This window comes from Enterobacter sp. 5-4 (assembly GCF_000612205.1).
GTDB classification, from domain to species: domain Bacteria; phylum Pseudomonadota; class Gammaproteobacteria; order Enterobacterales; family Enterobacteriaceae; genus Enterobacter; species Enterobacter roggenkampii.
Genome location: NZ_JFHW01000008.1, coordinates 43,714 through 66,533 on the forward strand (window position 1 = coordinate 43,714; position 22,820 = coordinate 66,533).

Here is a 22,820-nt window from a genome sequence, read left to right on the forward strand (position 1 = left end):
CGCGTAATCACCCGCGTTGGGCATGTTGATAGAGATCCCAGCGGTTGCCGTACATATCTTCAAACACCACCACCGTACCGTACTCTTCCTCACGAGGTTCTTCACAAAAATGAACGCCTTTTGCCTTCATGGCATGGTAATCGCGCCAAAAATCATCCGTCTGAAGGAACAGGAATACTCGGCCACCGCATTGATTACCGATAAAACCTTCCTGCCTCTCGTTAGACGCACGAGCCAGCAAAATATTGCAGTCGCTTTCCGGGTTGGGCGAGACGACCACCCAGCGTTTACCCGGTTGCGGCGTATCCTCTACGAGGGTAAACCCCAGCTTGTCTGTGTAGTACTCAATGGCGCGATCGTAGTCATCAACCACAATAGCCACGCAGCCGAGGCATCGTTTCTGTGTTCTCATTTCCGTTACCTTTACTCTAAATGGTTATGCTCAGCGCTTTTCCACTGAATACGCGCACATAAAAACAGCGATCGCATGCGTAACCCGACGAGCAATTTCTTCATCAGATAAGCTTTTTCTGGCGCCAAGCTTTATCTCAAGGCTTGTCATCCCGAGCCACAACCCGGCCAGGTCGTCAGCCGCTTCGCGCGGGGAGCACGCGATCAGTAAGCCCTTTTCAACGGCTTCACCGATAATTGTCTCCAGCATCTGCTGCGCCCTGCCGGGACCTGCCGCATAAAAACGCGCGGGTAACTCCGGATGACGAATAGCGGCGGAGGCAATTAAGCGGTCCCAGCCCGTCAGCTCGCGCTGGTTGATGAAGCGGACAAAACGGTTGCCAAACGCGGTTAAGACCTCGGTCAACGACAGATGATGCCGCTCGGAAAAATCACTGTCACTGATGGTCAGATCCGATTCCTTACGGAGTACGGCCTCAACAAGCAGGTCTTTATCCGCGAAATTGGCATAAAGCGTGGCTTTTGCCACCCCGGCAACGCGGGCAATTTCTTCCGTCGTGACATCGAGGCCTTTCTCGAGAAACAGGCTTCTTGCGGCCTGCAGTATCGCCTGCTCCTTTGACGGATCTTTTGGGCGGCCTTTCTGCCGAACCTTTTCTCTCATCGTTTACGACCTGACAAAAGCATGCTCATCATGAGCCCCCCGATAACGGTTATGTGTTCAAGCGCGATATGAAACTCCTGGGTGCGCTGGGGCTCGCTAAATTTCCAGAATGGATGCCCCACCGGAATGGTGAGTAATGTAAACACAATCAGCATTGCCGATCCAATCCATCCGTAGCCGGCAAAATTCGAAATCACCAGAGCAGAGCCTACAAGCTGACAGAGAATGGTGCCTGTCGCGAATAAGACGGGCCAGGGGAGACCCACATCCACCATTTCCAGCACAATCTCTCCAAAGTTGAACAACCCATAAAAGCCTGCCATCCAGAAGAAAAAGGTCAATAAAATTCTTGAAAGACAGAGTGTTGTGATAGATGACGTGATTTTTGACACTGAATTATCTCTTTGATCATTTAAAAGACTGGCTAGTCTACTTATTAATTAACAGACCGACAAGTCTGATAAGTGCGATCACCGCCCTGACACTCCAAAACGGGTGGGTGAACATCAGTGTGAGAACGCGCTAGTCTGCCTCTGGTGAATGGATGGTGAGCGATGAAGACATATGGAAATTATTTTGATGCGCCACGGCGAACCCGAATACAGGGGCGCCGGAAAGGTGTCGTACAGGGAAATGGTGGGATGGATCGACAGCTATAACCGCTCTTCAACGGGCCGCGACAGACCTTCGGAGATGGCTCAAATCCTCGCGTACCGCGCACTGACGTTTCTCAGCAGCCCTCTCCCGCGAGCCCTTTCATCGTTGAAAACGCTGGGGTGTGAACCGGGCTTAATTGATGAGGTTTTTCGGGAAGCAGAGCTGCCGGTGTTCCGTATTCCGGGGTTCCGGCTATCGCCTTTTTACTGGGCAGCGCTGTTTCGCGTTCTTTGGCTCTGCGGCCTGTCTGGCGAGTCAGAGCGCGTAAGCGCCGCAAAAGAACGTGCCGTTAAGGCGGCAGAAATCCTGGTGAATGTAGCGAAGGACTCTGACGGCCCCGTCTTGCTCATGGGGCACGGGGTCATCAACCGGTTCATTGCAAAAGAACTGACCGCATCAGGCTGGAAAGAACAGACTCGTCCGGGTAAGGGGTACTGGGGAGCGGGGGTTTACAGCATGGTATAGCGGCACATGCTGAGGCCGAGGATTGTTCATCCTCGGCGCACGCCAGCCGACTGTTATTCGCAAATGCTGAATGCACCTGTCAGCCTTCGTCTGGAGGACTAAGGGGATCCTCGCTAGCCCCCGATTAAGTCTGCCAGCGCCCTCTTCAACGACGCGATGACCTCATCCGTCTCCATGCCCATCTGCGCATGAATAATGGCGCCGTCAATGAGCAGCATGATTTCATTGACGACGCGCTCATCCGCAATCTTTGTCAGCAACGCAATAATGTTCTTTGTTTCGATTTTATGATCGCGGCATATCGCTTTTATTTCGCTTTCAATATCTTCGGATTTGGCTTCGGCGCTGGCATTAATAAACGCACAGCCGTGAAACTCAGGCGAAATAAACCATTCATAAAGGGTAGCCGATAGAGCGTCCGCAGGCGTCTGGCCTTCAACGAGATGTCGACGAAGCGTGGCCTCAAACCAGTTAATCCATATTTCATGTCGATAGTGTAAATAGGCGAGAATAAGCAAGCTCTTACTCGGAAAATGGCGATAAAACGTCACCTTCGTCACTTTCGCCTCTTTAATCAGCGTATCCACCCCCGTCGCTCTGAAGCCTGTGGAATAAAACAGATCGTGCGCCGTCAGTAATATTTTATCCCTGACGCTTATTTTTTTATCGTTGCTTTCGAATTCTGCTTTCATTTGTCGATGGCCTCAAAACGGATGTTGACAGCGTTATTTTTCAGGCATAGATTAGCGCAAGTAGACAGATCTGTCTACATAATCACATAACGAGGTAATTGCCATGAACACACGTCCTCCCTTACCGCCCTTCACACGTGAAAGCGCTATTGAAAAAGTCAGGCTGGCAGAAGATGGCTGGAACAGCCGCGATCCGGCGAACGTTGCGCTGGCCTATACGCTCGATACCCAATGGCGCAACCGTGCAGAATTCGCCACCAACAGGGAGGAAGCGCAGGCGTTCCTGGCGCGGAAATGGAAAAAAGAGCTGGAATATCGTCTGATTAAAGAGCTGTGGGCCTTTACGGATAACCGCATCGCGGTCCGCTATGCCTATGAATGGCATGATGATTCAGGAAACTGGTTCCGCTCGTACGGCAACGAAAACTGGGAGTTCGCACCGGACGGCTTGATGAAGCGCCGCTTTGCCTGCGTTAACGATATGCCGATAAAAGAATCCGAGCGACTGTTCCACTGGCCGTTGGGCAGACGCCCGGACGATCACCCCTCGCTGAGCGATCTGGGGTTATAGGATTTTCGCATTACTCCGGGCCGCCCCGGAGTGATGACTTTACAGCGAGCCCAGCTGTTTCATCAGCGTCAGGTTGTCCTCAATATGCCAGTTCGCTGCAATTTTACCGTCACGGATTGCATAGATATCCGTGGCAATAAAATCTATTTTCTGCCCCTTTCCTTTCAGCCTGCCAAATGTCCCGGTGAATGTGCCGTAAAAATGTAAATGTGAGACCACGCGGTCGCCTGAAATAATCATCTGCTCAACGTCGCAGCGCAAATCGGGCACGGCCGTGCGAAACGCCCGCGAGGCTAAAATAGCGCCTTCCGGCCCCTGCTTACGGCCTTCCGGCGGTGTTTTATCAACAAAGTTTGCCGCCAGGGCATCACGCGCCAGAGTTTCATTACCGGTGTTCCAGAACGTGGCATATTCTCTGGCAACGGCTTCATTCGTCTTTAATTGCACCTGGGGCAGGCTCTTGTCCACAATCAGCTGTTTCGGCTGTACCCTTTCCCCCTGCGCGGAAATAGCATTGCCCGACAGACCAGCAAAAATAAGCGCCGCGATAGCGGGACGAAAGCACGTCGTATATTTCATGATGTCTCTCTACAGAGTATTACATTACCCGCAGACGATGCCCTGCGGATCACATTAATGAGGGGTCAGTTAATTAACGCCCCGCCCTCAATATCAATGACCGACCCGGTGACAAACGGATTGTCCATGGCGAAAAGATACCCTTGTGCGATGTCCTGCGCCCTTCCCCAGGCTTTGGCTGGCAGGGTTTCCGCCGCGCCTGCGAGCATTTTTTCCCGCGCGGCGGCGTCCATCCCCGCATACGCTTCCGTGTCGGTCAGCCCCGGACTCACGACGTTGACGCGCAGCGGGGAAAGCTCCTTCGCCAGCACTTTTGTCGCGGCCTCAATGGCGGCATTCATCGTGGTTTTTACGATGGCGCCCGCCACGGTGCGGCGCGCCACAAAGCCGCTGGTGAAGGTCAGCGTACCGCGGGGAGCGATGTTCCCGCTGAGATAGCGGGCGACATTCAGGCTTCCCCAGAATTTTGTATCAAAGGCCTGTCTTGCCGCACGGAGATCCAGTCCGGAAAGCAGCCCGCCCGGCGCCTGTGAACCCGCCGTGACGACAATATTATTGACCTCGCCCAGCGTTTCACTGAGCGCAACAAGCTCTTCCTCACGGCTGAAATCGAGCACGAGAGTGCTAACAGACGCGGCATGAGCGCCCAGTCGTTGCCGTGCCGCGTCCAGTTTCGCGCTATCGCGTCCCGCAAGCATAATCTCCTCGCCGCGCCCGGCAAGCAGGGTGCCCACGGCGAAACCGATGCCGGAAGCGCCGCCGATAATTAAGGTTTTACGGGTCATAAAGTTTCCTCCTGCTGGGTGTACGTTGAGTAATCGGTATAGCCCGTGGCGGTGCCGCCAAACAGCGTGGCGGGGTCGCACACCTGGGCCAGCGGCAAGCGGTGCGCCAGCCGGTGAGGCAATTCCGGGTTGGCAATAAACGGTCGTCCGAAGGCAATCAAATCGGCATAGCCCGCCGCCAGAATGTCTTCGGCTTTGGCAAGGTCATAGTTACCCGCGACGATCAGGGTGCCGCTGAAGGTCTCGCGAAGCGATTGACGGAAATGCTCAGGAATCTGCGGCGCGTCGTCCCAGTCGGCTTCCGCCAGGTGGATAAACGCAATCCCTTTTTGTTCGCACCAGGCCGCAAGCGCGAGTATGGCTTCAGAGACCTGCGGGTCGTTCATCCCGCGCTGGGTAATAAACGGCGAAAGACGAATGCCCGTACGTTCGTGACCAATCGCCCCGGCAATCGCGCTTAACACGTCCTGGGCGAAGCGGATCCGGTTAGCCACCGTACCGCCGTACTCGTCCGTGCGTTTGTTGGAGGTTTGGCGCAGGAACTGGTCGATCAGATAGCCGTTTCCGCCGTGGACCTCCACGCCATCAAACCCGGCCTGAACGGCATTCAAAGCGGCCTGGCGATAGTCCGCGACGATGTTCTGAATGTCCTTGCGTGAGAGCGTTCTCGGCTGCGGGCAGTCAACCATCTGGCCTTCTCCTCGCTCATTCACCACCCACACCTGCGCGTCCGGGGCCAGCGCTGACGGGGCGACGGGCTGACCGTCCTGGTGAAAACTGGCGTGCGACATTCGCCCAACGTGCCAGAGCTGAGAAAAAATGACCCCGCCCGCCTGATGCACGGCCCCCGTCGTGAGCTGCCATCCTGAAACCTGCTCCGGCGAATGGATGCCGGGCGTCCAGGAGTATCCCTGACCCTGAGGCGAGATTTGCGTGGCTTCGGTGATGATTAACCCCGCGCTGGCCCGCTGCCGGTAATACTCCGCCATTAGCGCAGAGGGAATGTTGCCCGGCTGAAGGGAGCGCGCGCGGGTCATCGGCGCCATGACGATACGATTTTTCAGGTCCAGCGACCCCAGCCTGTAGCGTTCAAAGAGTGAAGCAGGTTTCATGTTTTCATCCCTTATGGTTTGGATGAAATCACTTTACAGTCGGCATCTGATTTTGATAATTACGCTAAAAATAGATGCACTTTTCGGAAAAGATGAATAATGGGTAAACTCGAAGACATGGCCTTACTGGTGGCAGTTGCCGAGGCCGGGAGTCTTTCCGCCGCCGGACGTCGCCTGTCGCTTTCTCCTGCCACGATGACCGCCAGGCTGAAGGCGATTGAGGAGCGTTACCAGGCGCGCCTGTTTCATCGCTCAACGCGATCCCTCACCCTGACCCGCGCAGGGGAAGAGTTTTACCACGCCGCGCTGCGCGTGCTGGAAGAGGTGCATCACGCCGAGTCGCTGCTGACGCAAAAAGAGGGCGTGCTCAGCGGCAATATTCGCCTTTCCGCGCCCTCGGACTTTGGCAGACAGTATCTCAGCCCCGCCGTCATTGAATTTTCGCGTCACCATCCTGCCGTAAAATTTTACATCTCGCTAAAAGAACACGTTGAGGATCTGGTCGCTAACCGGCTGGATATGAGCGTGCGCTTCGGCAATTTGCCGGACAGCAGCCTTGTCGTCAGAAACATCCGCCCGAACCGTCGGGTGCTGGTTGCCTCCGGGGCGTATCTTAACGACCACGGTATCCCCGCCACGTTTGCCGATCTAGCCCGGCACCGGTGCCTGGCGCTGGAGTCTCAGGGCGTGGTGATGAACGAATGGCGCTTTGAACATGAGGGAGAGGAAAGCGTTGTTCGCGTCGAGCCCGCCATGGTGTGCGACGACGGGGCATTGCTTCGTCAGTGGGCCCTGGGCGGAGCGGGCATCGCCGGGAAATCGTGGTGGGACGTCAAAGACGACGTTGACGCCGGAAGACTCACGGTGCTGTTTGCCGACAGCTTCACCGGCTTTAGCCGCTACGATCGCAAAGATGTCGGGCTGCAGTTTGTTTACCCGCAGCGCAAGCTGCAGCCGCTTCAGGTTACGGCGTTCAGCCAGTTTTTTCTCGACTGGCTTAAAAAACATTAACGTAAAAAACAGTGATACACTTACTCCACCTGGCCGATTGTCCCGTCTTCACGACGTAAGACAGCATAACAGTAACCAAAGTGCAAAACGGTCACTCGTTGCCAACCCTGGCCCGTCACGCTAAGCTTACATAATGACTAAAACTATGAACGCCCCATCAATACGTGGTCCACTTGACCATTCTGTCAGAGAGCAAATCGTCGAAGCGGCCTTTGAGCACTTCGGCCATTACGGCTATGAAAAAACCACCGTCGCCGAGCTGGCGAAATCTATCGGTTTTTCAAAATCCTACATTTATAAGTTCTTCGATTCCAAGCAGGCTATCGGCGAAGTGATCTGCGCTAACCGCCTGGAGCTGATCATGGCGGCCGTGCTTTCCGCCATTGAGGATGCGCCGTCAGCCAGCGAAAAACTCCGCCGTCTTTTTAAGTCGCTCACCGAGGCCGGCAGCGAGCTGTTTTTCCACGATCGCAAGCTCTACGACATCGCCGCCGTCGCGTCACGGGAGAAGTGGCCTTCGACGGAAAGGTATACCGAAAGCCTCCTGAAGCTGATTGAGACCATCATTATCGAAGGCAGACAGGCTGGAGAGTTCGAAAGGAAGACGCCGCTGGACGAGGTCACCTTTGCCGTTTACATGGTGATGTGCCCTTACATTAACCCCGTTCAGCTGCAGTACAACCTTGAAACTGCCCCAACGGCGGCGGTACTTCTCTCCTCACTGATTTTAAGAAGCCTGGCCCCCTGATTGGTGACCATTGACTTTATTGGTCACTAATCACAGAATGCGGAAACTGTCCTGTTACTTCAAAAGGGTTTCCCATGCTCAGGCTCACTTCAGCCCGCCTTGCCATATGTCTTCTGCCGTTTGCCCTCGCGGCATGCGGCGATATTTCCGCGAGTGACGATCCGCGCACCAGGCCACCGCTTGTCAGATCCGCCTCCGTCGAGAGGGCGAATCCAGCCGCTCGCACCTTTACGGGCGTGGTGGTGGCAAGAACGCAAAGCGACCTGGGCTTCAGGGTTCAGGGTAAAATCCTCGAACGCCTGGTGGATACGGGGCAGACCGTCAAACAGGGCCAGCCCTTACTGCGTCTGGATCCGGTTGACCTGAAATTACAGGCTCAGGCGCAGCAGCGCGCGGTGGATGCTGCCCAGGCGCGGGCGAGAAAAGCCACCAGCGATGAGGCGCGTTATCGCGGTCTGGTGGCGTCCGGCGCGGTGTCCGCCGCGGAGTACGATCAGATTAAAGCGGCGGCCGATACGGCCAGGGCGGATCTCAGCGCCGCCCGGGCGCAGGCCAACGTGGCGCAAAACGCCACGGGCTATGCCGTCCTGCTGGCGGATTCAGACGGCGTGGTGATGGAGACGCTTGCCGAACCCGGTCAGGTGGTCAGCGCCGGACAGGTGGCGATCCGCCTTGCCAGAGCGGGACAGCGCGAAGCGCTCGTGCAGCTTCCGGAGACGCTGCGCCCTGCCGTCGGCAGCGAAGCACGGGCCACGCTTTATGGCCGTGAACAACACCCGGTCACCGCCACGTTGCGCCTGCTGTCTGACTCCGCGGATGCCACAACCCGTACGTATGAAGCACGCTACGTGCTGGCTGGCCAGCTGGCGAACGCGCCGCTGGGGGCGACCGTCACGCTCAGCCTTGAAGACCCGAAAGCGGAAGGTCAGGCCATGCAAGTCCCGCTGGCCTCACTCTACGATGCGGGTAAAGGGCCCGGCGTCTGGCGCATTTCCGCCCAGCCGGCAAAGGTCACATGGACGCCGGTTACGGTGCTGAGCGTGGGCGAAGATGCGGTCCAGGTCACGGGCGGCGTGAAGCCCGGGGAGAAGATCGTTGCGTTAGGTGCCCATCTTCTGCACGAAGGTGAAGTTGTCAGGCTGGCAGAACAGCGCCATGCCGCTCCGGCGGAGAACGCGCCATGAGCCAAAGCCGCTTCAACCTGTCAGCGCTGGCCGTCCGCGAGCGTTCCGTCACGCTGTTTCTGATCGTTCTGGTGACGATTGCCGGTATTTACGCCTTTTTTGGACTGGGACGCGCGGAAGATCCGCCCTTCACCGTGAAGCAGATGACGGCGATTGCCGTCTGGCCGGGTGCGACCGCGCAGGAGATCCAGGATCAGGTCGCGGAGCCGCTGGAAAAGCGCCTGCAGGAACTCAAATGGTATGACCGTACCGAAACCTATACTCGTCCCGGCATGGCGTATATCACGCTGTCGTTGCAGGACAAGACCCCGCCTTCTGAGGTGCAGGAGGAGTTCTATCAGGCGCGTAAAAAGCTTGGGGATGAATCCCAGCGTCTCCCGGCGGGCGTCATCGGCCCGATGATCAATGACGAATTCTCGGATGTCACCTTTGCCCTCTTTGCTCTGAAAGCAAAAGGCGAACCGCAGCGGCAGCTGGTACGCGATGCCGAAGGCCTGCGCCAGCAGCTTCTGCACGTTCCAGGGGTCAAAAAAGTGAACATCATCGGTGAACAGGCCGAGCGGATTTATATCGCCTTCTCCCATGACCGTCTGGCGACGATGGGCCTCTCACCGCAGGATATTTTCAATGCTCTCAACGGCCAGAATGCCCTGGCCGCGGCGGGTGCCATTGAGACCCGGGGCGCGCAGATTTTTATCCGCCTGGACGGCGCGTTCGATGAACTGCAGAAAATCCGCGATACGCCTTTAGTCGCTCAGGGCAAAACGCTCACGCTGTCTGATGTGGCAACAGTTGAACGAGGCTACGAAGATCCCCCGACGATGCTGATACGCAATCAGCATGAACCCGCCCTGCTGCTGGGCGTTGTCATGCGTGAGGGCTGGAACGGCCTGGCGCTGGGTAAAGCGCTGGATGCGGAGACGGCGAAAATCAACGATAGCCTGCCGCTTGGCATGACCCTGACCAAAGTCACCGACCAGTCCGTGAATATCCGCTCCTCGGTCGATGAGTTTATGATCAAATTCTTCGTCGCCCTGCTTGTGGTCATGGTGGTCTGTTTTGTCAGCATGGGCTGGCGCGTGGGGGTGGTGGTTGCGGCGGCGGTACCGCTGACGCTGGCGGTCGTTTTCGTAGTGATGGAGGCCGCGGGAATAAACTTTGACCGCGTCACGCTGGGCTCCCTGATCCTCGCCCTCGGCCTGCTGGTTGACGATGCCATTATCGCCATCGAAATGATGGTGGTGAAGATGGAGGAAGGTTACGACAGAATCAAAGCCTCGGCCTACGCCTGGAGCCACACCGCCGCGCCGATGCTGGCCGGTACCCTGGTGACGGCGATTGGCTTTATGCCGAATGGGTTTGCCCAGTCGACCGCCGGGGAATACACCAGCAATATGTTCTGGATTGTCGGCCTCGCCCTGATTGCCTCATGGTTTGTGGCGGTGGTGTTCACGCCGTTTCTGGGGGTGAAGATCCTGCCGGCGATCCCCAAAGTGGAAGGCGGCCATGCCGCCATCTATAACACGCCTCGCTATAACCGCTTTCGCCAGCTGCTTGGCCGCGTTATCGCCAGAAAGTGGCGCGTGGCCGGGTCCGTGGTCGCCATTTTCATTCTGGCCGTGCTCGGTATGGGGCTGGTAAAAAAACAGTTCTTCCCGACCTCCGATCGCCCGGAAGTGCTGGTTGAAGTGCAGATGCCCTATGGCACCTCGATTGCACAAACCAGCGCCGCTACCGCAAAAATAGAAGCGTGGCTGGGCAAGCAGCCGGAAGCCAAAATCGTCACGGCCTATATTGGTCAGGGCTCGCCCCGTTTCTATCTGGCAATGGCCCCCGAGCTGCCCGATCCCTCTTTTGCGAAAATCGTGATCCTGACGGACAGCGAGACGTCACGCGAGGCGCTCAAGTTCAGGCTCAGGGAGGCCGTCGCCAGCGGCCTTGCGTCCGAAGCCCGCGTGCGGGTGACGCAGCTGGTGTTTGGCCCCTACTCGCCTTTCCCGGTTGCCTGGCGCGTGTCGGGGCCGGACGTCAAACAGGTGCAGGACATCGCCGAACGGGTGAAAGCCGTGCTTCAGGCAAGCCCGATGATGCGAACCGTTAACACCGACTGGGGCTCGCGCGTTCCGGTGCTCCATTTCACTCTCGATCAGAACCGCCTGCAGGCGACCGGCTTAACCTCCAGCGCCGTTGCCGGGCAGCTTCAGTTCCTGTTATCAGGCGTGCCTGTCACCTCCGTGCGGGAGGATATTCGATCGGTAGACGTCGTTGCCCGCGCGGCGGGAGATATCCGCCTTGACCCGGCAAAAATCGAAGGCTTTACCCTGGTCGGCAATGCGGGACAGCGCGTGCCGCTGTCTCAAATTGGCAGGATAGAGGTCGGCATGGAAGACCCGGTCCTGCGCCGCCGCGATCGCACCCCCACAATTACCGTACGGGGCGATATCGCCGACAATCTTCAGCCGCCGGACGTGTCGGTCGCCATCATGAAGCAGCTCCAGCCGATCGTTGATTCGCTGCCGGCCGGCTACCGCATTGACATGGCGGGGTCGATTGAGGAGTCGGGCAAAGCCACGCAGGCCATGTTACCGCTGTTCCCGATCATGATTGCCCTGACGCTGCTGATCATCATTTTGCAGGTGCGCTCACTCTCCGCGATGGTCATGGTGTTCTTAACCGCGCCGCTGGGGCTGATTGGCGTCGTGCCGACCCTGCTGATATTTAATCAGCCGTTTGGCATCAACGCGCTGGTCGGCCTGATCGCCCTCTCCGGCATTCTGATGCGCAATACGCTGATCCTGATCGGTCAAATCGATCATAACCAGAAGGACGGCCTCGATCCGTTCCAGGCGGTGGTCGAGGCGACGGTCCAGCGAGCGCGGCCGGTCTTACTCACCGCCATGGCGGCCGTGCTGGCGTTCATTCCCCTGACGCATTCGGTGTTCTGGGGCACGCTGGCCTGGACGCTGATCGGCGGAACGCTGGGCGGGACGATCATTACGCTCGTCTTCCTGCCCGCGATGTATGCGATCTGGTTCCGGATCCGCCCGGTTGAACAACGCGTGCAGCCTGCCACGGAAAACGTGTAAACTACCATCAGTAGATAACTGACCTGAGGCAAGCATGGTTGTTAAGCGCTTAAGAAAAGAGGACCGCCGCGTGCAGCTGCTGGAGGTTGCGCGAGGGATCGTGCGTCAGCAAGGCACGGAGGCGTTGACCCTTGGCTATCTGGCAGAACGGGCTAACGTGACCAAGCCCATCCCCTACGACCACTTTGGCGATCGTGAAGGGCTATTGATGGCGCTGTACCAGGACTATAGCGATCGGCAGCTGGCAAAATTCCGCGAGACGCTGGCGGTGGACAGCAAAACGCTGGAGAAGACGATCCGCTTTTTCAGCGCGGCCTATATCGACTGTGCGATTGCCGCCGGGCCTGAAACCGGGCCAATCGCTGCGGCGCTGTCCGGTTCTCGCGCGCTGCAGACGTTTCGGGAAGCGTGCGTGGCCGAATGTGCCGACTGCCTGCGCACCGCGCTTTCTCCTTTTATCGTCTTAAAAGGCGTTCAGGGAGAAGCGGTACTGACGGCCATCATTGGCGCGGCGGAGGCGCTCAGCACCGCGGCGGGCAACGGCGTGCTCGCCCGAAATGTGGCAGAAGATATGCTCTGCGGCGCCATGACCGGGGTGCTGGAGACCTACGCGAATAGCACAAAATGATCGCCGGGGGCGGATTGACACCTAAGTTACCAACAGTAATATAGAAATCACTTCTCCCCCATCTGGAGGTCGCTATGTCTGCAACACATGCCCTTAAAAACGCGCTGATCGTGACGGCACACCCGATCGACAATTCGTTATCCCATACGCTGGCAGCTCGTATTGCCGGGAAATTACGCGAGGAAGGTACGCAGGTTGAGATCGCCGATCTGCATGCTGAAGGGTTTAATCCGTCGATGACCCGAGCCGATCTCGATTTGTATCACGGCGATCCGAGCGCCCTCCCCGACGATATTCTGCGCGAGCAGCAGCGCGTCGAGCGCGCGGATATGCTGGTATTCGTCTTCCCGGTGTACTGGTGGTCGGTTCCCGCGCTGTTGAAAGGCTGGTTCGATCGCGTGTTAACCCTGAACTGGGCGTATAAGGTGGCCGACGACGGCCGGATTGTGGGCAACTTAAGGGATGTTCCCGTCCGCCTGATTGCCACTGGCGGTAGCGATCTTACCGGGTTCGACAAACACGGCTACTCGACGGCGATTCAGACGCAAATCATCGAAGGGGTATTTGGCTTCTGCGGGTTGAAGAACGTTAAGCTCGATATCCTTTACCAGGCAGACACGGCGACGCCCGAGCAGGTTGACGAATTCCTGAGCGAGATCGGCAACCTAAAATAATATCGGCTATCCAGCCAGCAACGGCGTGCCTCCTTCGCCATAAGGAGGCACGAGTTCTCGATGTTACTAACCGTCAGGGATCCTGCTGGCAAACCGGAACGCTCTTTCTTGTGATTATTCAAAAAATAACGAGAAAAGGCCTATCGTCATCACTACACTCATAATCACCTGAATCAAAATAATAAAAAAAGCGATCCCACCCAATACCGTGATTTTTCGACGCAGAATGAAAGTTATGCCGGAAAGTACAGCACTGAACAGAATGGCTTTAAGTATATAGGAAAGCGGCACCATGGCCGGGTGACCGGTCTGCACTCCAGCAAGCCCCATGAGACCCAGTAGAAAATTACCGCAAATTCCCCATCCCCAGAAAGTCATCGGTAAGCTCATCTGCCCCGCGACTAATCTTTTCAACATACGCACATCCTTTTTGTGATTTTTTATCGAAACACAACGGTTTTTATCCAGTCTCTCGCACTATTGGAATGTGCAATAAGTCGAGCCGACAAATACGCAACTACCAAATATGCTGATATGATTTTGTTCATCTTTACAGGCATATTGATGGCATTGAAAAGAACTATCGGCAGCAAATTTTTAAAGTTTAACGGCTCGTCCGGATATGATTTAAAAGATATATCAGCGAAGGTCATAACATGTTTACGTCAGTTAAGCCAACAACCACCCTCACCACCACCGGACCCTTCGGCGGCGTGAGTGTATCTGTAGCAAACGACTGACAAACAGAACCTCAATCCCCGCCGGCATGGACGGGGAAATGTTTCTCCGTTCACCACCTTCTGAATGGAGAAAGGAAATGGTTTCATCTGACAATGCTCTCTTGATTATCGACATGCAGCAGGGCCTCTTTCGGGGCCCGATTTCCCCTCGCTCCGCCGATGCCGTTCTGGCCAATATCCGCTTGTTAATCGCCAACGCCCGAGACGCGCAGGTATCCGTCTTTTTTGCCCGCCATATTGGGCCGGACGACTCCCCCTTCTCAGAAAAGGGGCCGTTAACACAGCTGATACCTGAACTGGACGTGAAGGAGCAGGACGTTGTTTTCACCAAGCGCTATCCCAGCTGTTTTCGGGATACGGTATTGCTGCAAGAACTTAATCAGAGAGGCATCAAGCAGCTGGTCATTGCCGGGATGAAAACAGAGTTTTGCGTCGATACGACCTGCCGGGCCGCACCGGAGCTGGGTTTCAGGACGGTATTAATTTCAGATGCGCATACCACAATGGATAATGACTATTTATCCGCCAGCGACATTATTGCCCATCACAACAACACACTGGCAGGCCCGTTTGTGACGCTGTCGACTGCTCGTGACTGGCTTTTTAGTACGGTGAGTTGACTCAGGTGATCGCTTATCTCTTTACCCGGCTCGCCTTTCCGCGCGCCGGGCACATAAGAGAATAATTACAGGGTAAAACCACCGTCACCCACCTGTGCCTGAGCGTACCATTGCATCAGCTTCTCGGTGCCGGGCTCGTTTTCTGCCGGTGACCATGGGGCGGTATCATGCTCGGGCACAGGCTGGTACCCCCCGTGTTTAACCTCAAAAATGACGCCGCCTTTATCCAGCGACAGCACGGCATGCCAGGTTCCGGCATCCATCTCCAGCACTTTACACTCTTCACCTAACACTACACGCCGGGTCACGTTTCCGCTGTCGTCAAAATTCAGCACCAGAAAGCGGCCGCTCAGCGCCGTCAGCAGTTCAAACGTGTGCGGATGGCGGTGGGGGCGGACATAGGTACCGGGTTCCATTGCAATGGCCAGACGCTGCACCGGGTCGCTCAGGTCAGGGTGTAAATTACGATGAGCGCGTAAGCGAGGAGAATGTGCGGCCTGCTCGCTTTGCTGCTGCAGGTCACTGAAAGTAATCTGTTTCATATACACCTTTAGGTATGTGGGCTGTCTGCGGCAACCCGGTTGCCGCAGGACGTTATACCATCCTGGACGGTCGAGGAGCGATGGGATTTGTGAAACAAATCACTGCCGGGCGAGTGGTCGATCCCCCGGCAGGAAGCTCATCAGTAGAACTGACATGAAAACCGCCATTCCCCTTCTGATGACCGGTGAAAGTAACCGATACCGTTATCCGCCCACATCCAGTTTACTTTTTCCTCTGACCCAACCTGAAAAACAAACTCTTCGATTCCCACACCGTGTTGTATCTCAGTCGGAAATCCCCCTACCTTGGTTCCCCTGTAGCGATTGAAATCTTCAAAAAAACTATCACTGGCCTGCTCATCATCATTTACGCAAGAGAGATCAATAATATCCCAGGCATCTTCCCATCCAGGAGCATCGTCAACGACACTCAGCCATTGAACTGGAAACGGCCGATACGGCGTGTCCAATTCAGGCAATGGCTGAAGCCCTTCGAGGCTGGCATACTCGCGAATTAACCATCCTTCACCATGCGGTTCGTCAAAGGGATGTTGTTCCACATTGTGAAACAACACCAGAAGGGCTATGCCCTTCAACTGGTCAGGAATAACAGGAAGCTCGTCGACCCTGATCTGAAGAAGTGGAAACATGGGTTTGCCCTTCCAGGTGGGTAATCCTTCATCTGCGCGAGAAACGCCCTTCAGAAACCATGACGTAATGGGATCTTCAGGCGGCCGGAACCCACCGACCTGCGCGACCGATGCGGGTCTTAGCCTGGTCCGGAGTTCTTCTAAAACTGACGCACTCTCTAATCTCATGTTTGCTCGCCTCTGTAGACGCTTGTCGGATAGATATTCTGCAGTTCATTGTAAGTTAATCATCACATCTGGAGAATCTCATTGAATAATAAAACCTATGTTGAGTAAAACTCACATTGATTCCCACTATTTCTCGTTTTTCAAACGTAATCTCATTGAAATACCATCCCTTCATTCCCGGTCTCTTCCTGACCTGGAACAGAGAGCGAAACTCAAATAATAAATACACCTGCATGCATATGGAGTACGTATGACACTCGATGTTTTATTTCATCTAATGAAAATGATCTCACCTGAAAAAAACATCGCGGGTGAAAATATACATGCGTTAATAACGTTACTTTCGTCAGAAAACGATAGCGGTGAGGTGCTTTCGCCCTTTATTCATCGACTGCATCTTCTGTCTTTCGCCCAAAGCAATCCGGGTAACGCCGAAGAGTTGCTCTCTGCGCATTTACCCAAAGACGACGGGATCCTTCCGGTTCTGGACTTCGCGGACTGGCCCCGGGTGCGCTACGCCGCTTCAGGCGAAGTTCAGACGCCTGAATCTGAGGAGTACTTCCGTGAAATGACATCGGCTACCAATCTGTTACGTTCTGCGCTGATCGAAGCTGAACGCGCAAAGGGAACCCCTGCGCTATATATACTGGATAAATTACTCAACCTGAACAGCGCCCTGCCGGAAAGATATAAAAAGATGGCAAATATTCCCTACGCATAAATACGTTCACTGTGCGGAATATTTCCCTGTTAATATTCCGCTATTTATTAAATCCGCTTTTCATTGAAATCAAGACAGACAATATCCAAAGAGGGCACCACTGGCGCATTAAGGTTAAGCCAGGCCAGCAACCGTTCAATACTCTGCCCTCTGAGCGAATTTTTGGGCCAGACAAGGTAGTAACCGTCCCCTGTTGCTATCGCCTCCCTGAAGGGCAGCGCGAGAAGGCCGCTTTTCAGCGCGTCGAGCGTGAGCCGGAGATCCGCCATCGCTACGCCGTGTCCGTGCATGGCCGCAAGGCTGCCCTGCTCCAGGGTGTCGAACACGATCCCGCCGCCCATGTCGAGGCCGGGGAATAAGCCCGTCCTTTTCAGCCAGCGCTTCCAGTCCCGTCTGTCCGGTGACGGATGAATAAGATCGCACTCTGGAAGCTGCTGCCGGGCAGGCTCCAGCAAAGACGGCGTACAAACCGGAATAAGCCATTCGCTGAACAGCAGCCGGCTCTCCGTTGACTCGCCAAAATAGCCGTTCCCGAGGAGGATCGCACAATCGTAGGGCTCGCGGCTGAAGTCAACGGTGTCGAAGTCCATCCAGACGCTGGCGATTTCGATTTTCGGCTTCGCGTGGTTCTCGCGAAAGGATTTAAGCACATTAAGGAGCCATCGCATCGTCAGGGTGCTGGGGGCTTTGAGGCGCAGAAGGTGGTTTTCACTTTTGAATGCGCGACAGGCCCACTCAATATTCGAGAAACTTTCGCTAAGCTGCCCGGCCAGAATGCGCCCGGCGTCGCTGACCTCCACTCTCGGACCCTGCCGTTTAAACAGCTCGCAGTCAAACCACATCTCAAGCGTCCGGACATGCCTGCTGACCGCCCCCGGCGTGATATTCAGGACTTCAGCCGCTTTGCTAAAGGAGTTCAGCCGTGCGGCAACTTCGAACGCGCGCAGCGCATACAGTGGCGGTAAAGACATATGTTCCCTTTTTGTCAGGTGTAATCATGCAGGTTTTGTATTATCGGCACTCGATGACGTTTCATCCCATTCCTCAGCCGGAAACGTCAGCAGCAGCACCCTGAGCAGGGACTCAAGCTGCGCGCGTTGCGCCTCAGAGAGGTTTCTCAGCAGCGCATTTTGCGTTTCCGTGTGCACGAGCAGCGCCTGTTCGATACGCTCCTGCCCGTGCGGCGTCAGGCTGACGAGCGAGCTGCGCTTGTCGTCGGGATCGGCAATCCGCCTGATAAGGCCTTGCTGTTCGAGATGGTTGAGCCGGTTCGTCATCGCCCCTGAGGTGATCAACAGGGATGTATACAGCTGCGTGGGCGAAAGGCAGTACGGCTCCCCGGCGCGGCGCAGCGTGGCGAGGACGTCAAACTCGCCCTCGCGAAAGCCAAACGGCGCCATAGCTAGCGCGCGTTCTTTTCCCAGGTGCTTCATCAGCCTGAGCATTCGGCCAAAAATTTTCATCGACGAGGCGTCCAGCTCGGGCATGGCGCGGCTCCACTGGCCGACAACGAAGTCTACATGGTCTTTCATCTTCACCCCGTATGGCGTGGGAATTTATCGAGTTGTGCGGTACATCTTACACTAAAACAGATTTTATCTTAACGTTAAGATAAATGCTCGCGGCAATTTGCCCGGGCCATTCACACCCGAAAAGGATGCCATGTTGAAACGCACGTCACCGTTACTCTTCGCCGTTATCGCTTTTATCGTCGGGCTGAACCTGCGCCCCATTCTGGCCTCGGTTGGCCCCCTGTTCTCCGTGCTGCAGCGCGAAGCAGGGCTGACCGCGACGCAATTCAGCCTGCTGACCACCCTGCCGGTGGCGATGATGGGACTGGCTGCCCTGTGTGGTCCCTGGCTTTTAGCCAGGGTCGGTGCCGTCAGGGGAATTCTGTTCGGGCTGTTCATCCTGCTGGTAGCCTGTTCATTACGCGGTTTTAGCACCTCGCTGACGGGTTTGATGGGCACCGCGTTACTGGGCGGGGCCAGCATCGGCACGATCCAGGCGTTAATGCCTGCCCTGATAAAAAAGGCGTATACGCAAACGGCCAGCACGATCATGTCGCTATTCAGCACGGGCATTATGGCCGGTGCGGCAGTCGCCGCCGCCAGCGCCGAGCCGCTGTTTTCATGGCTCACGCTGAAGCCCGCGCTGGCTATGGCAGGCGTGCTTGCGCTGCTGGCGCTGATGCTGTGGTTACCCCTGGTTATGCAGCCTCAAGGGGAACAAACAGCACATGAATCCGTTACGCTCTCTTCCTCCCGGACTGGACTCCTTCTGCTCTTTTTCGGCGTGGGGACGGGTGCCTACACGCTGGTCTTAGCCTGGCTGCCCCCGCTCTATATTCAGGCAGGATGGTCCGCACGCAGCAGCGGCTATATGCTGGCCTGGCTGACCTTAACCGAGGTGGCCGCCGGGTTTGCCGTCTCCGCGCTGATCGGTAAATTCCCGGACCGCCGTGTTCCGCTGATAACTGTACTGTTACTGCTGCTGGCGGGGTTACTGTGTCTGGTCTTCTCTCCAGGTACCACGCCGGTCTTATCAACCTTGCTGCTTGGCATCGGTATCGGCGCCCTCTTCCCGCTGTCGCTTATCGTCACGTTCGATCATGCGCGAACGCCCGCCCAGGCCGGGAAGTTACTGTCAAAAGTTCAGGGAGGAGGATATATGATCGCCGCGCTCATGCCGCTAGTTGCAGGGATCGTTCGCGACAGTTCGGTCTCGCTGACCAGCGCATGGCTGGTGATGAGTGCGGGAGTCGTGCTGTTGATCGTTATCGCGTTCACTTTCAAACCCACCGCGAACGTGCAGGCGCGGTGAATGCGGTACCATAATTAAGAGTCGTATTTCAGACGGCTCTACGCTAAATTCCATCATTTCAAGCTATTAAGGAGTGGATATGTCGCAGACGTTACCGGGAATTGATGTCATGTTCGTCGCCGGGTTCGGGCCCATTTCACAGGATACAGCGTCCAGCACCGCGTTTTATATCCAGACACTCGGTCTGCCGCTGAAGCCGATGGAGGGCAATGCCGATTATCTGCTCACTGAAGAGGGACGCTTACCGGGCGTGAAGCATTTTGCCGTCTGGCCGCTGTCGCAGGCGGCAACGTCCTGTTTTGGTGAATCGGAATGGCCTGTGGAGCATCCGATACCGCAGGGATGGATTGAATACGAGGTGCAGGATCTCGATTCCGCTACCCGTGTTCTGAGTGAAAAAGGTTATCGGTTGTTGGTCGCCAACCGCACGGAACCGTGGGGGCAAACCGTTACTCGCCTGCTCAGCCCGGAAGGTTTGCTGACCGGACTAACAGTTACGCCGTGGCTGCGTGGATAGAGGATGTTATAAGGTGCTGGCTTATATCACGATAGGGACAAATGACTTTCAGCGCGCCGTGAACTTTTATGACACTATTTTTAACGTGCTGGGCTATTCACGTCTGCCCGCCTGGACTGATAGCTGGGCAATGTGGGGAAACGAAAATCATCCGGATGACGAATTTAGCTTCTGCATTTGTCCTCCTTTTGACCAGCAACCCGCGACGGCGGGAAACGGGACAATGTTCGCATTCAGAGCCGATAGCGCGGAAGTTGTCAGACGCTTCCATGCAGTGGGCCTCCGTGCGGGAGGAAAGGATGAAGGCGTGCCCGGTACACGAACCGCCTACGGCCCCGATTTTTATGTTGCCTATCTGCGCGATCCTGACGGGCATAAACTGGCATGCGTTTACCGGAATTATTCTCCTGATGCAGATAAGCTATCAGGCGAAGAAGAGTCACTTCAATAATAAAATTTTGCGGTAAGGACCGGTAGACACCCAGTCCTGCGGAGATCACTTCAGCTCCAGCGTGCTTATTACATGGGCAATATCCGCGATGTCGCCAGCTGACAACGGTTGCAGAGGGCGAGGCAGGCAATCCATGTCGGTAAGCCCAAGCACGCCAGCCGCAGCGGCAATAACGCGAATACTTCCGCCATGTTTCCGGAAGAGCGACCACAACGGCTCAAGGCGGGTTGTCAGGGCTGTAACGCGTTGACGATCGTTTGCCGCCGCAGCTTCGGTGATTTGTTTCGCCATCTCAGGGAACAGACCGCCACACACGGAATACCACACTTCACAACCGGCGTTTAATCCCAGCCCCGCATAAGCGTCGCCACTAATACCGATTGTTACACCAGGGCGCAAAAGTTGACGTAACGCATTCACCCGTTCAATCGCTGCAGCGGGGCTATCCGGGACGCCAGGGATCTTGACCGAGCGAACCCCCTCAAGTGAGGAGAGACGACCGTGAAGTTCATCCGTAAAGGTAAAATGCGTAGTGCCCGGATTATCATAGATACACACCGGTACAGACGCGTGCCGGGTAACGGTCTCAAAGAGTGAAAAGACTTCTTCGTCGCGGAGTGGCTGGTAGCTGACCACCGGGAGTAACAGCGCAGTCGCACCAGCTGCCTGTGCATCCTCTGCCAGATGCAGAATGGCATCGGTACTGACCGCTCCCACACACACCATAACGGGGATGTTCCCTGCATGCTGTTTAGCCAGCGTTGCTACGCGCTTGCGCTGCTCCCGGGTCAGATAGGCGTAGCTTCCGGTTGACCCCAGGATGCCCATAGAATCAACCCGAGCGTCTGTAAGACGGGAAAGAATATGGCTAAAACCCTTTTCATCCACGCCGCGGGCAGTGACTGGGGTTAATGGAAACGCCGACAAACCGGTAAACATAACTCTTTCTCCTGAAGGGTATTACAGCTGTTGTTCTTCGATGAGAGCAACTTCAAACCACAGACCGGGCATCATTTTTTCCAGGCCGTCGGTCAGCATCTTCCCGGCTTCATGAAGTCTATCCAGCGGCATCTGCGGGAGACTCTCCAGAATGAACCACATTTGCTGAGCTTCCACGCCTAAGCGGGTTCTGATCCCCTGTCGCCAGTTCCAGCGACGGCAGGTCACGCCGATATCATCACACCAGATAACCTCGCCTTGTGAAGGATACTCAACGGTGGCCTCTCCCTCTTTGACGGTATCAAAAGGCTCTGTTCCTTTTGCCACAGTCAGACGCGGCGCCCCCTGATAGGCAGAGAGATTCTCTCCACCAACCGGAACGGCATAGCGGAGACTAACGGCATTATAAAGATCAACGATAGGATCGAGCGCTGGCATCGTTCCGTCACGTAACACGCGCTTGCGTAACGCATCTGCTGAGCAAGGGGTGCGTTTAGGTTTAGCACCAAACTTTTGAAAAACGTCGGCCCATGCCGCCAGATGAGAGTCCGCCCAATCTGGTTCATCGGCCAGAACGGCTTCACAGGCTTCACGCAGCGCCGTTTCCCCAATGTCGGGATTAAGCACTGGCGCAGCTTTTACGCAAATGCTCAGTGCACGAAAACCGGGAGCAATACGATAAATTTCAGGGGTAATTGACGGAGATACTGTTAGCACGTGATAATCCTGTAATGACCATTTTATCCCATGATAATGACCAATGACCAAAAAAGTCAATTTAATGACCGATGCAAACGCTATCGTCAACACTGTGAATGAAGCCGTATCTCAGCGAATTAAACTCTATCGTAAGCATAAGAAGTTATCCCTCGATGAACTCTCCCGTCGGGCAGGCGTCAGCAAGGGAGCGCTGGTTGAGATAGAGGGATGCCGGGCGAATCCCAGCATTGCCCTGTTATGCCGCCTGGCTGCCGCAATGGGGGTTTCGGTGGCTGATTTTGTGGATGTCAGTTCAAAACCGACCGTGCATCTCATTGCTGAAGATGAGATCCCAGAATTGTGGGAAGGTGAAAAAGGCGGGAGAGCAAGATTGCTCGCAGGGTCAGGTGGCCCTGATATGACCGAGCTCTGGATGTGGGAAATGCAGCCGGGGGAAAAGTTTGCGTCCCCCGGCCACACGGAAGGTACGCTTGAACTGTTTTATGTGCAGGCGGGCACGCTCACACTCGGCGTACAGGAACACGTGTATCGGGTAAATACTGGCTGTTCGGCAACCGCCAGAACGGACGTTCCTCATTTCTATGAAAACCAGGGGGAGAACCCGCTGGTATTTATCATGACAGTACATGAAAAAGCATCCTGAGCATTCCCCGGCATAGAGG

28 protein-coding genes are annotated in these 22,820 nt (G+C 55.7%); 14 read left to right on the forward strand and 14 right to left on the reverse strand.

Annotated features, from left to right (window positions below):
- Positions 1-7: 7 nt before the first annotated feature.
- From AA74_RS0104155 to AA74_RS0104165, 3 genes are read right to left on the reverse strand one after another with little or no spacing between them, the layout of a single operon-like run.
- Complete coding sequence (locus tag AA74_RS0104155; RefSeq protein WP_008502334.1) at positions 8-412, reverse strand: VOC family protein; 405 nt, start codon at positions 410-412, stop codon at positions 8-10.
- A gap of 30 nt (positions 413-442) precedes the next feature.
- Positions 443-1,075, reverse strand: a complete 633-nt coding sequence (locus tag AA74_RS0104160) for a TetR/AcrR family transcriptional regulator (protein ID WP_021241367.1) — start codon at positions 1,073-1,075, stop codon at positions 443-445.
- The gene (locus tag AA74_RS0104165) at positions 1,072-1,467 is read right to left on the reverse strand and encodes a DoxX family protein (protein ID WP_023292497.1); all 396 of its coding nucleotides are present in this window, start codon (positions 1,465-1,467) and stop codon (positions 1,072-1,074) included. Before AA74_RS0104165 ends, AA74_RS0104160 begins: the two co-directional genes overlap by 4 nt.
- A 172-nt stretch (positions 1,468-1,639) precedes the next feature.
- On the opposite strand from AA74_RS0104165, the gene AA74_RS0104170 reads away from it, so the two are divergent.
- Positions 1,640-2,197, forward strand: coding sequence for a histidine phosphatase family protein (locus tag AA74_RS0104170; RefSeq protein WP_032667246.1), 558 nt, complete (start codon positions 1,640-1,642; stop codon positions 2,195-2,197).
- 113 nt (positions 2,198-2,310) lie between these two features.
- On the opposite strand, the gene AA74_RS0104175 is transcribed toward AA74_RS0104170, so the two are convergent.
- Positions 2,311-2,889 carry a TetR/AcrR family transcriptional regulator gene (locus tag AA74_RS0104175; protein ID WP_025911291.1) on the reverse strand — a complete coding sequence of 193 codons (579 nt, stop codon included), beginning with the start codon at positions 2,887-2,889 and terminating at the stop codon, positions 2,311-2,313.
- Between the two features lie 103 nt (positions 2,890-2,992).
- On the opposite strand from AA74_RS0104175, the gene AA74_RS0104180 reads away from it, so the two are divergent.
- Positions 2,993-3,460, forward strand: coding sequence for a nuclear transport factor 2 family protein (locus AA74_RS0104180; protein WP_032663571.1), 468 nt, complete (start codon positions 2,993-2,995; stop codon positions 3,458-3,460).
- 39 nt (positions 3,461-3,499) lie between these two features.
- Here the strand turns inward: AA74_RS0104180 and AA74_RS0104185 are convergent, their stop codons facing one another.
- The 3 genes from AA74_RS0104185 to AA74_RS0104195 all read right to left on the reverse strand — a co-directional run bounded on the left by AA74_RS0104185 (position 3,500) and on the right by AA74_RS0104195 (position 5,936).
- Entirely contained in the window at positions 3,500-4,039 is a 540-nt protein-coding gene (locus tag AA74_RS0104185; RefSeq protein ID WP_025911294.1) for an ester cyclase, read from the reverse strand.
- 65 nt (positions 4,040-4,104) lie between these two features.
- Entirely contained in the window at positions 4,105-4,824 is a 720-nt protein-coding gene (locus AA74_RS0104190; RefSeq protein ID WP_025911296.1) for an SDR family oxidoreductase, read from the reverse strand.
- Positions 4,821-5,936, reverse strand: a complete 1,116-nt coding sequence (locus AA74_RS0104195) for an alkene reductase (RefSeq protein ID WP_025911298.1) — start codon at positions 5,934-5,936, stop codon at positions 4,821-4,823. The genes AA74_RS0104190 and AA74_RS0104195 overlap by 4 nt, the downstream gene beginning before the upstream one ends.
- Positions 5,937-6,035: 99 nt before the next feature.
- Between AA74_RS0104195 and AA74_RS0104205 the strand changes: the two genes are divergently transcribed.
- From AA74_RS0104205 to AA74_RS0104230, 6 genes are all read left to right on the forward strand, one after another.
- Entirely contained in the window at positions 6,036-6,947 is a 912-nt protein-coding gene (locus AA74_RS0104205) for a LysR family transcriptional regulator (protein ID WP_025911300.1), read from the forward strand.
- 133 nt (positions 6,948-7,080) lie between these two features.
- A complete protein-coding gene (locus AA74_RS0104210; protein ID WP_025911302.1) occupies positions 7,081-7,695 on the forward strand; it encodes a TetR/AcrR family transcriptional regulator in 615 nt (204 codons plus the stop codon).
- 74 nt (positions 7,696-7,769) lie between these two features.
- Entirely contained in the window at positions 7,770-8,879 is a 1,110-nt protein-coding gene (locus tag AA74_RS0104215; RefSeq protein WP_023292505.1) for an efflux RND transporter periplasmic adaptor subunit, read from the forward strand.
- On the forward strand, positions 8,876-11,965 hold the full coding sequence (locus AA74_RS0104220; RefSeq protein ID WP_025911305.1) for an efflux RND transporter permease subunit: 3,090 nt from the start codon (positions 8,876-8,878) through the stop codon (positions 11,963-11,965). The genes AA74_RS0104215 and AA74_RS0104220 overlap by 4 nt, the downstream gene beginning before the upstream one ends.
- A gap of 34 nt (positions 11,966-11,999) precedes the next feature.
- Positions 12,000-12,593, forward strand: a complete 594-nt coding sequence (locus AA74_RS0104225) for a TetR/AcrR family transcriptional regulator (RefSeq protein ID WP_008502347.1) — start codon at positions 12,000-12,002, stop codon at positions 12,591-12,593.
- Between the two features lie 74 nt (positions 12,594-12,667).
- Positions 12,668-13,267 (forward strand): NAD(P)H-dependent oxidoreductase, encoded by a 600-nt coding sequence (locus tag AA74_RS0104230; RefSeq protein ID WP_025911307.1) that lies wholly within the window; start codon positions 12,668-12,670, stop codon positions 13,265-13,267.
- 114 nt (positions 13,268-13,381) lie between these two features.
- Here the strand turns inward: AA74_RS0104230 and AA74_RS0104235 are convergent, their stop codons facing one another.
- Complete coding sequence (locus tag AA74_RS0104235) at positions 13,382-13,684, reverse strand: hypothetical protein (RefSeq protein ID WP_025911309.1); 303 nt, start codon at positions 13,682-13,684, stop codon at positions 13,382-13,384.
- 400 nt (positions 13,685-14,084) lie between these two features.
- Between AA74_RS0104235 and AA74_RS0104240 the strand changes: the two genes are divergently transcribed.
- A complete protein-coding gene (locus tag AA74_RS0104240; RefSeq protein WP_025911311.1) occupies positions 14,085-14,627 on the forward strand; it encodes a cysteine hydrolase family protein in 543 nt (180 codons plus the stop codon).
- 65 nt (positions 14,628-14,692) lie between these two features.
- On the opposite strand, the gene AA74_RS0104245 is transcribed toward AA74_RS0104240, so the two are convergent.
- Positions 14,693-15,169, reverse strand: a complete 477-nt coding sequence (locus AA74_RS0104245; protein WP_008502351.1) for a WbuC family cupin fold metalloprotein — start codon at positions 15,167-15,169, stop codon at positions 14,693-14,695.
- 140 nt (positions 15,170-15,309) lie between these two features.
- Complete coding sequence (locus tag AA74_RS0104250; RefSeq protein WP_025911313.1) at positions 15,310-15,987, reverse strand: DUF1963 domain-containing protein; 678 nt, start codon at positions 15,985-15,987, stop codon at positions 15,310-15,312.
- A gap of 250 nt (positions 15,988-16,237) precedes the next feature.
- On the opposite strand from AA74_RS0104250, the gene AA74_RS0104255 reads away from it, so the two are divergent.
- Complete coding sequence (locus tag AA74_RS0104255) at positions 16,238-16,708, forward strand: hypothetical protein (RefSeq protein WP_025911315.1); 471 nt, start codon at positions 16,238-16,240, stop codon at positions 16,706-16,708.
- A 47-nt stretch (positions 16,709-16,755) separates the two neighbouring features.
- Here the strand turns inward: AA74_RS0104255 and AA74_RS0104260 are convergent, their stop codons facing one another.
- Both AA74_RS0104260 and AA74_RS0104265 read right to left on the reverse strand, forming a co-directional pair.
- Positions 16,756-17,679: a LysR substrate-binding domain-containing protein gene (locus tag AA74_RS0104260; protein ID WP_025911317.1), complete on the reverse strand. Its 924-nt coding sequence runs from the start codon at positions 17,677-17,679 to the stop codon at positions 16,756-16,758.
- Between the two features lie 24 nt (positions 17,680-17,703).
- The gene (locus AA74_RS0104265) at positions 17,704-18,240 is read right to left on the reverse strand and encodes a MarR family winged helix-turn-helix transcriptional regulator (protein ID WP_025911320.1); all 537 of its coding nucleotides are present in this window, start codon (positions 18,238-18,240) and stop codon (positions 17,704-17,706) included.
- Between the two features lie 130 nt (positions 18,241-18,370).
- Here AA74_RS0104265 and AA74_RS0104270 point away from each other — a divergent pair, with 130 nt between their 5' ends.
- The 3 genes from AA74_RS0104270 (at position 18,371) to AA74_RS1000000122645 (ending at position 20,499) form a co-directional block, all read left to right on the forward strand.
- Positions 18,371-19,531 carry an MFS transporter gene (locus tag AA74_RS0104270; RefSeq protein WP_032667249.1) on the forward strand — a complete coding sequence of 387 codons (1,161 nt, stop codon included), beginning with the start codon at positions 18,371-18,373 and terminating at the stop codon, positions 19,529-19,531.
- A 79-nt stretch (positions 19,532-19,610) separates the two neighbouring features.
- Positions 19,611-20,048 carry a VOC family protein gene (locus AA74_RS0104275; RefSeq protein WP_025911323.1) on the forward strand — a complete coding sequence of 146 codons (438 nt, stop codon included), beginning with the start codon at positions 19,611-19,613 and terminating at the stop codon, positions 20,046-20,048.
- Between the two features lie 13 nt (positions 20,049-20,061).
- Entirely contained in the window at positions 20,062-20,499 is a 438-nt protein-coding gene (locus tag AA74_RS1000000122645) for a VOC family protein (RefSeq protein ID WP_071998357.1), read from the forward strand.
- A 45-nt stretch (positions 20,500-20,544) separates the two neighbouring features.
- Here AA74_RS1000000122645 and AA74_RS0104285 read toward each other — a convergent pair whose 3' ends face one another.
- Positions 20,545-21,438 (reverse strand): dihydrodipicolinate synthase family protein, encoded by an 894-nt coding sequence (locus tag AA74_RS0104285; RefSeq protein WP_025911328.1) that lies wholly within the window; start codon positions 21,436-21,438, stop codon positions 20,545-20,547.
- 21 nt (positions 21,439-21,459) lie between these two features.
- Positions 21,460-22,155: a B3/4 domain-containing protein gene (locus AA74_RS0104290; RefSeq protein ID WP_025911330.1), complete on the reverse strand. Its 696-nt coding sequence runs from the start codon at positions 22,153-22,155 to the stop codon at positions 21,460-21,462.
- 43 nt (positions 22,156-22,198) lie between these two features.
- On the opposite strand from AA74_RS0104290, the gene AA74_RS0104295 reads away from it, so the two are divergent.
- A complete protein-coding gene (locus tag AA74_RS0104295) occupies positions 22,199-22,801 on the forward strand; it encodes an XRE family transcriptional regulator (RefSeq protein ID WP_025911332.1) in 603 nt (200 codons plus the stop codon).
- Positions 22,802-22,820: the final 19 nt, after the last annotated feature.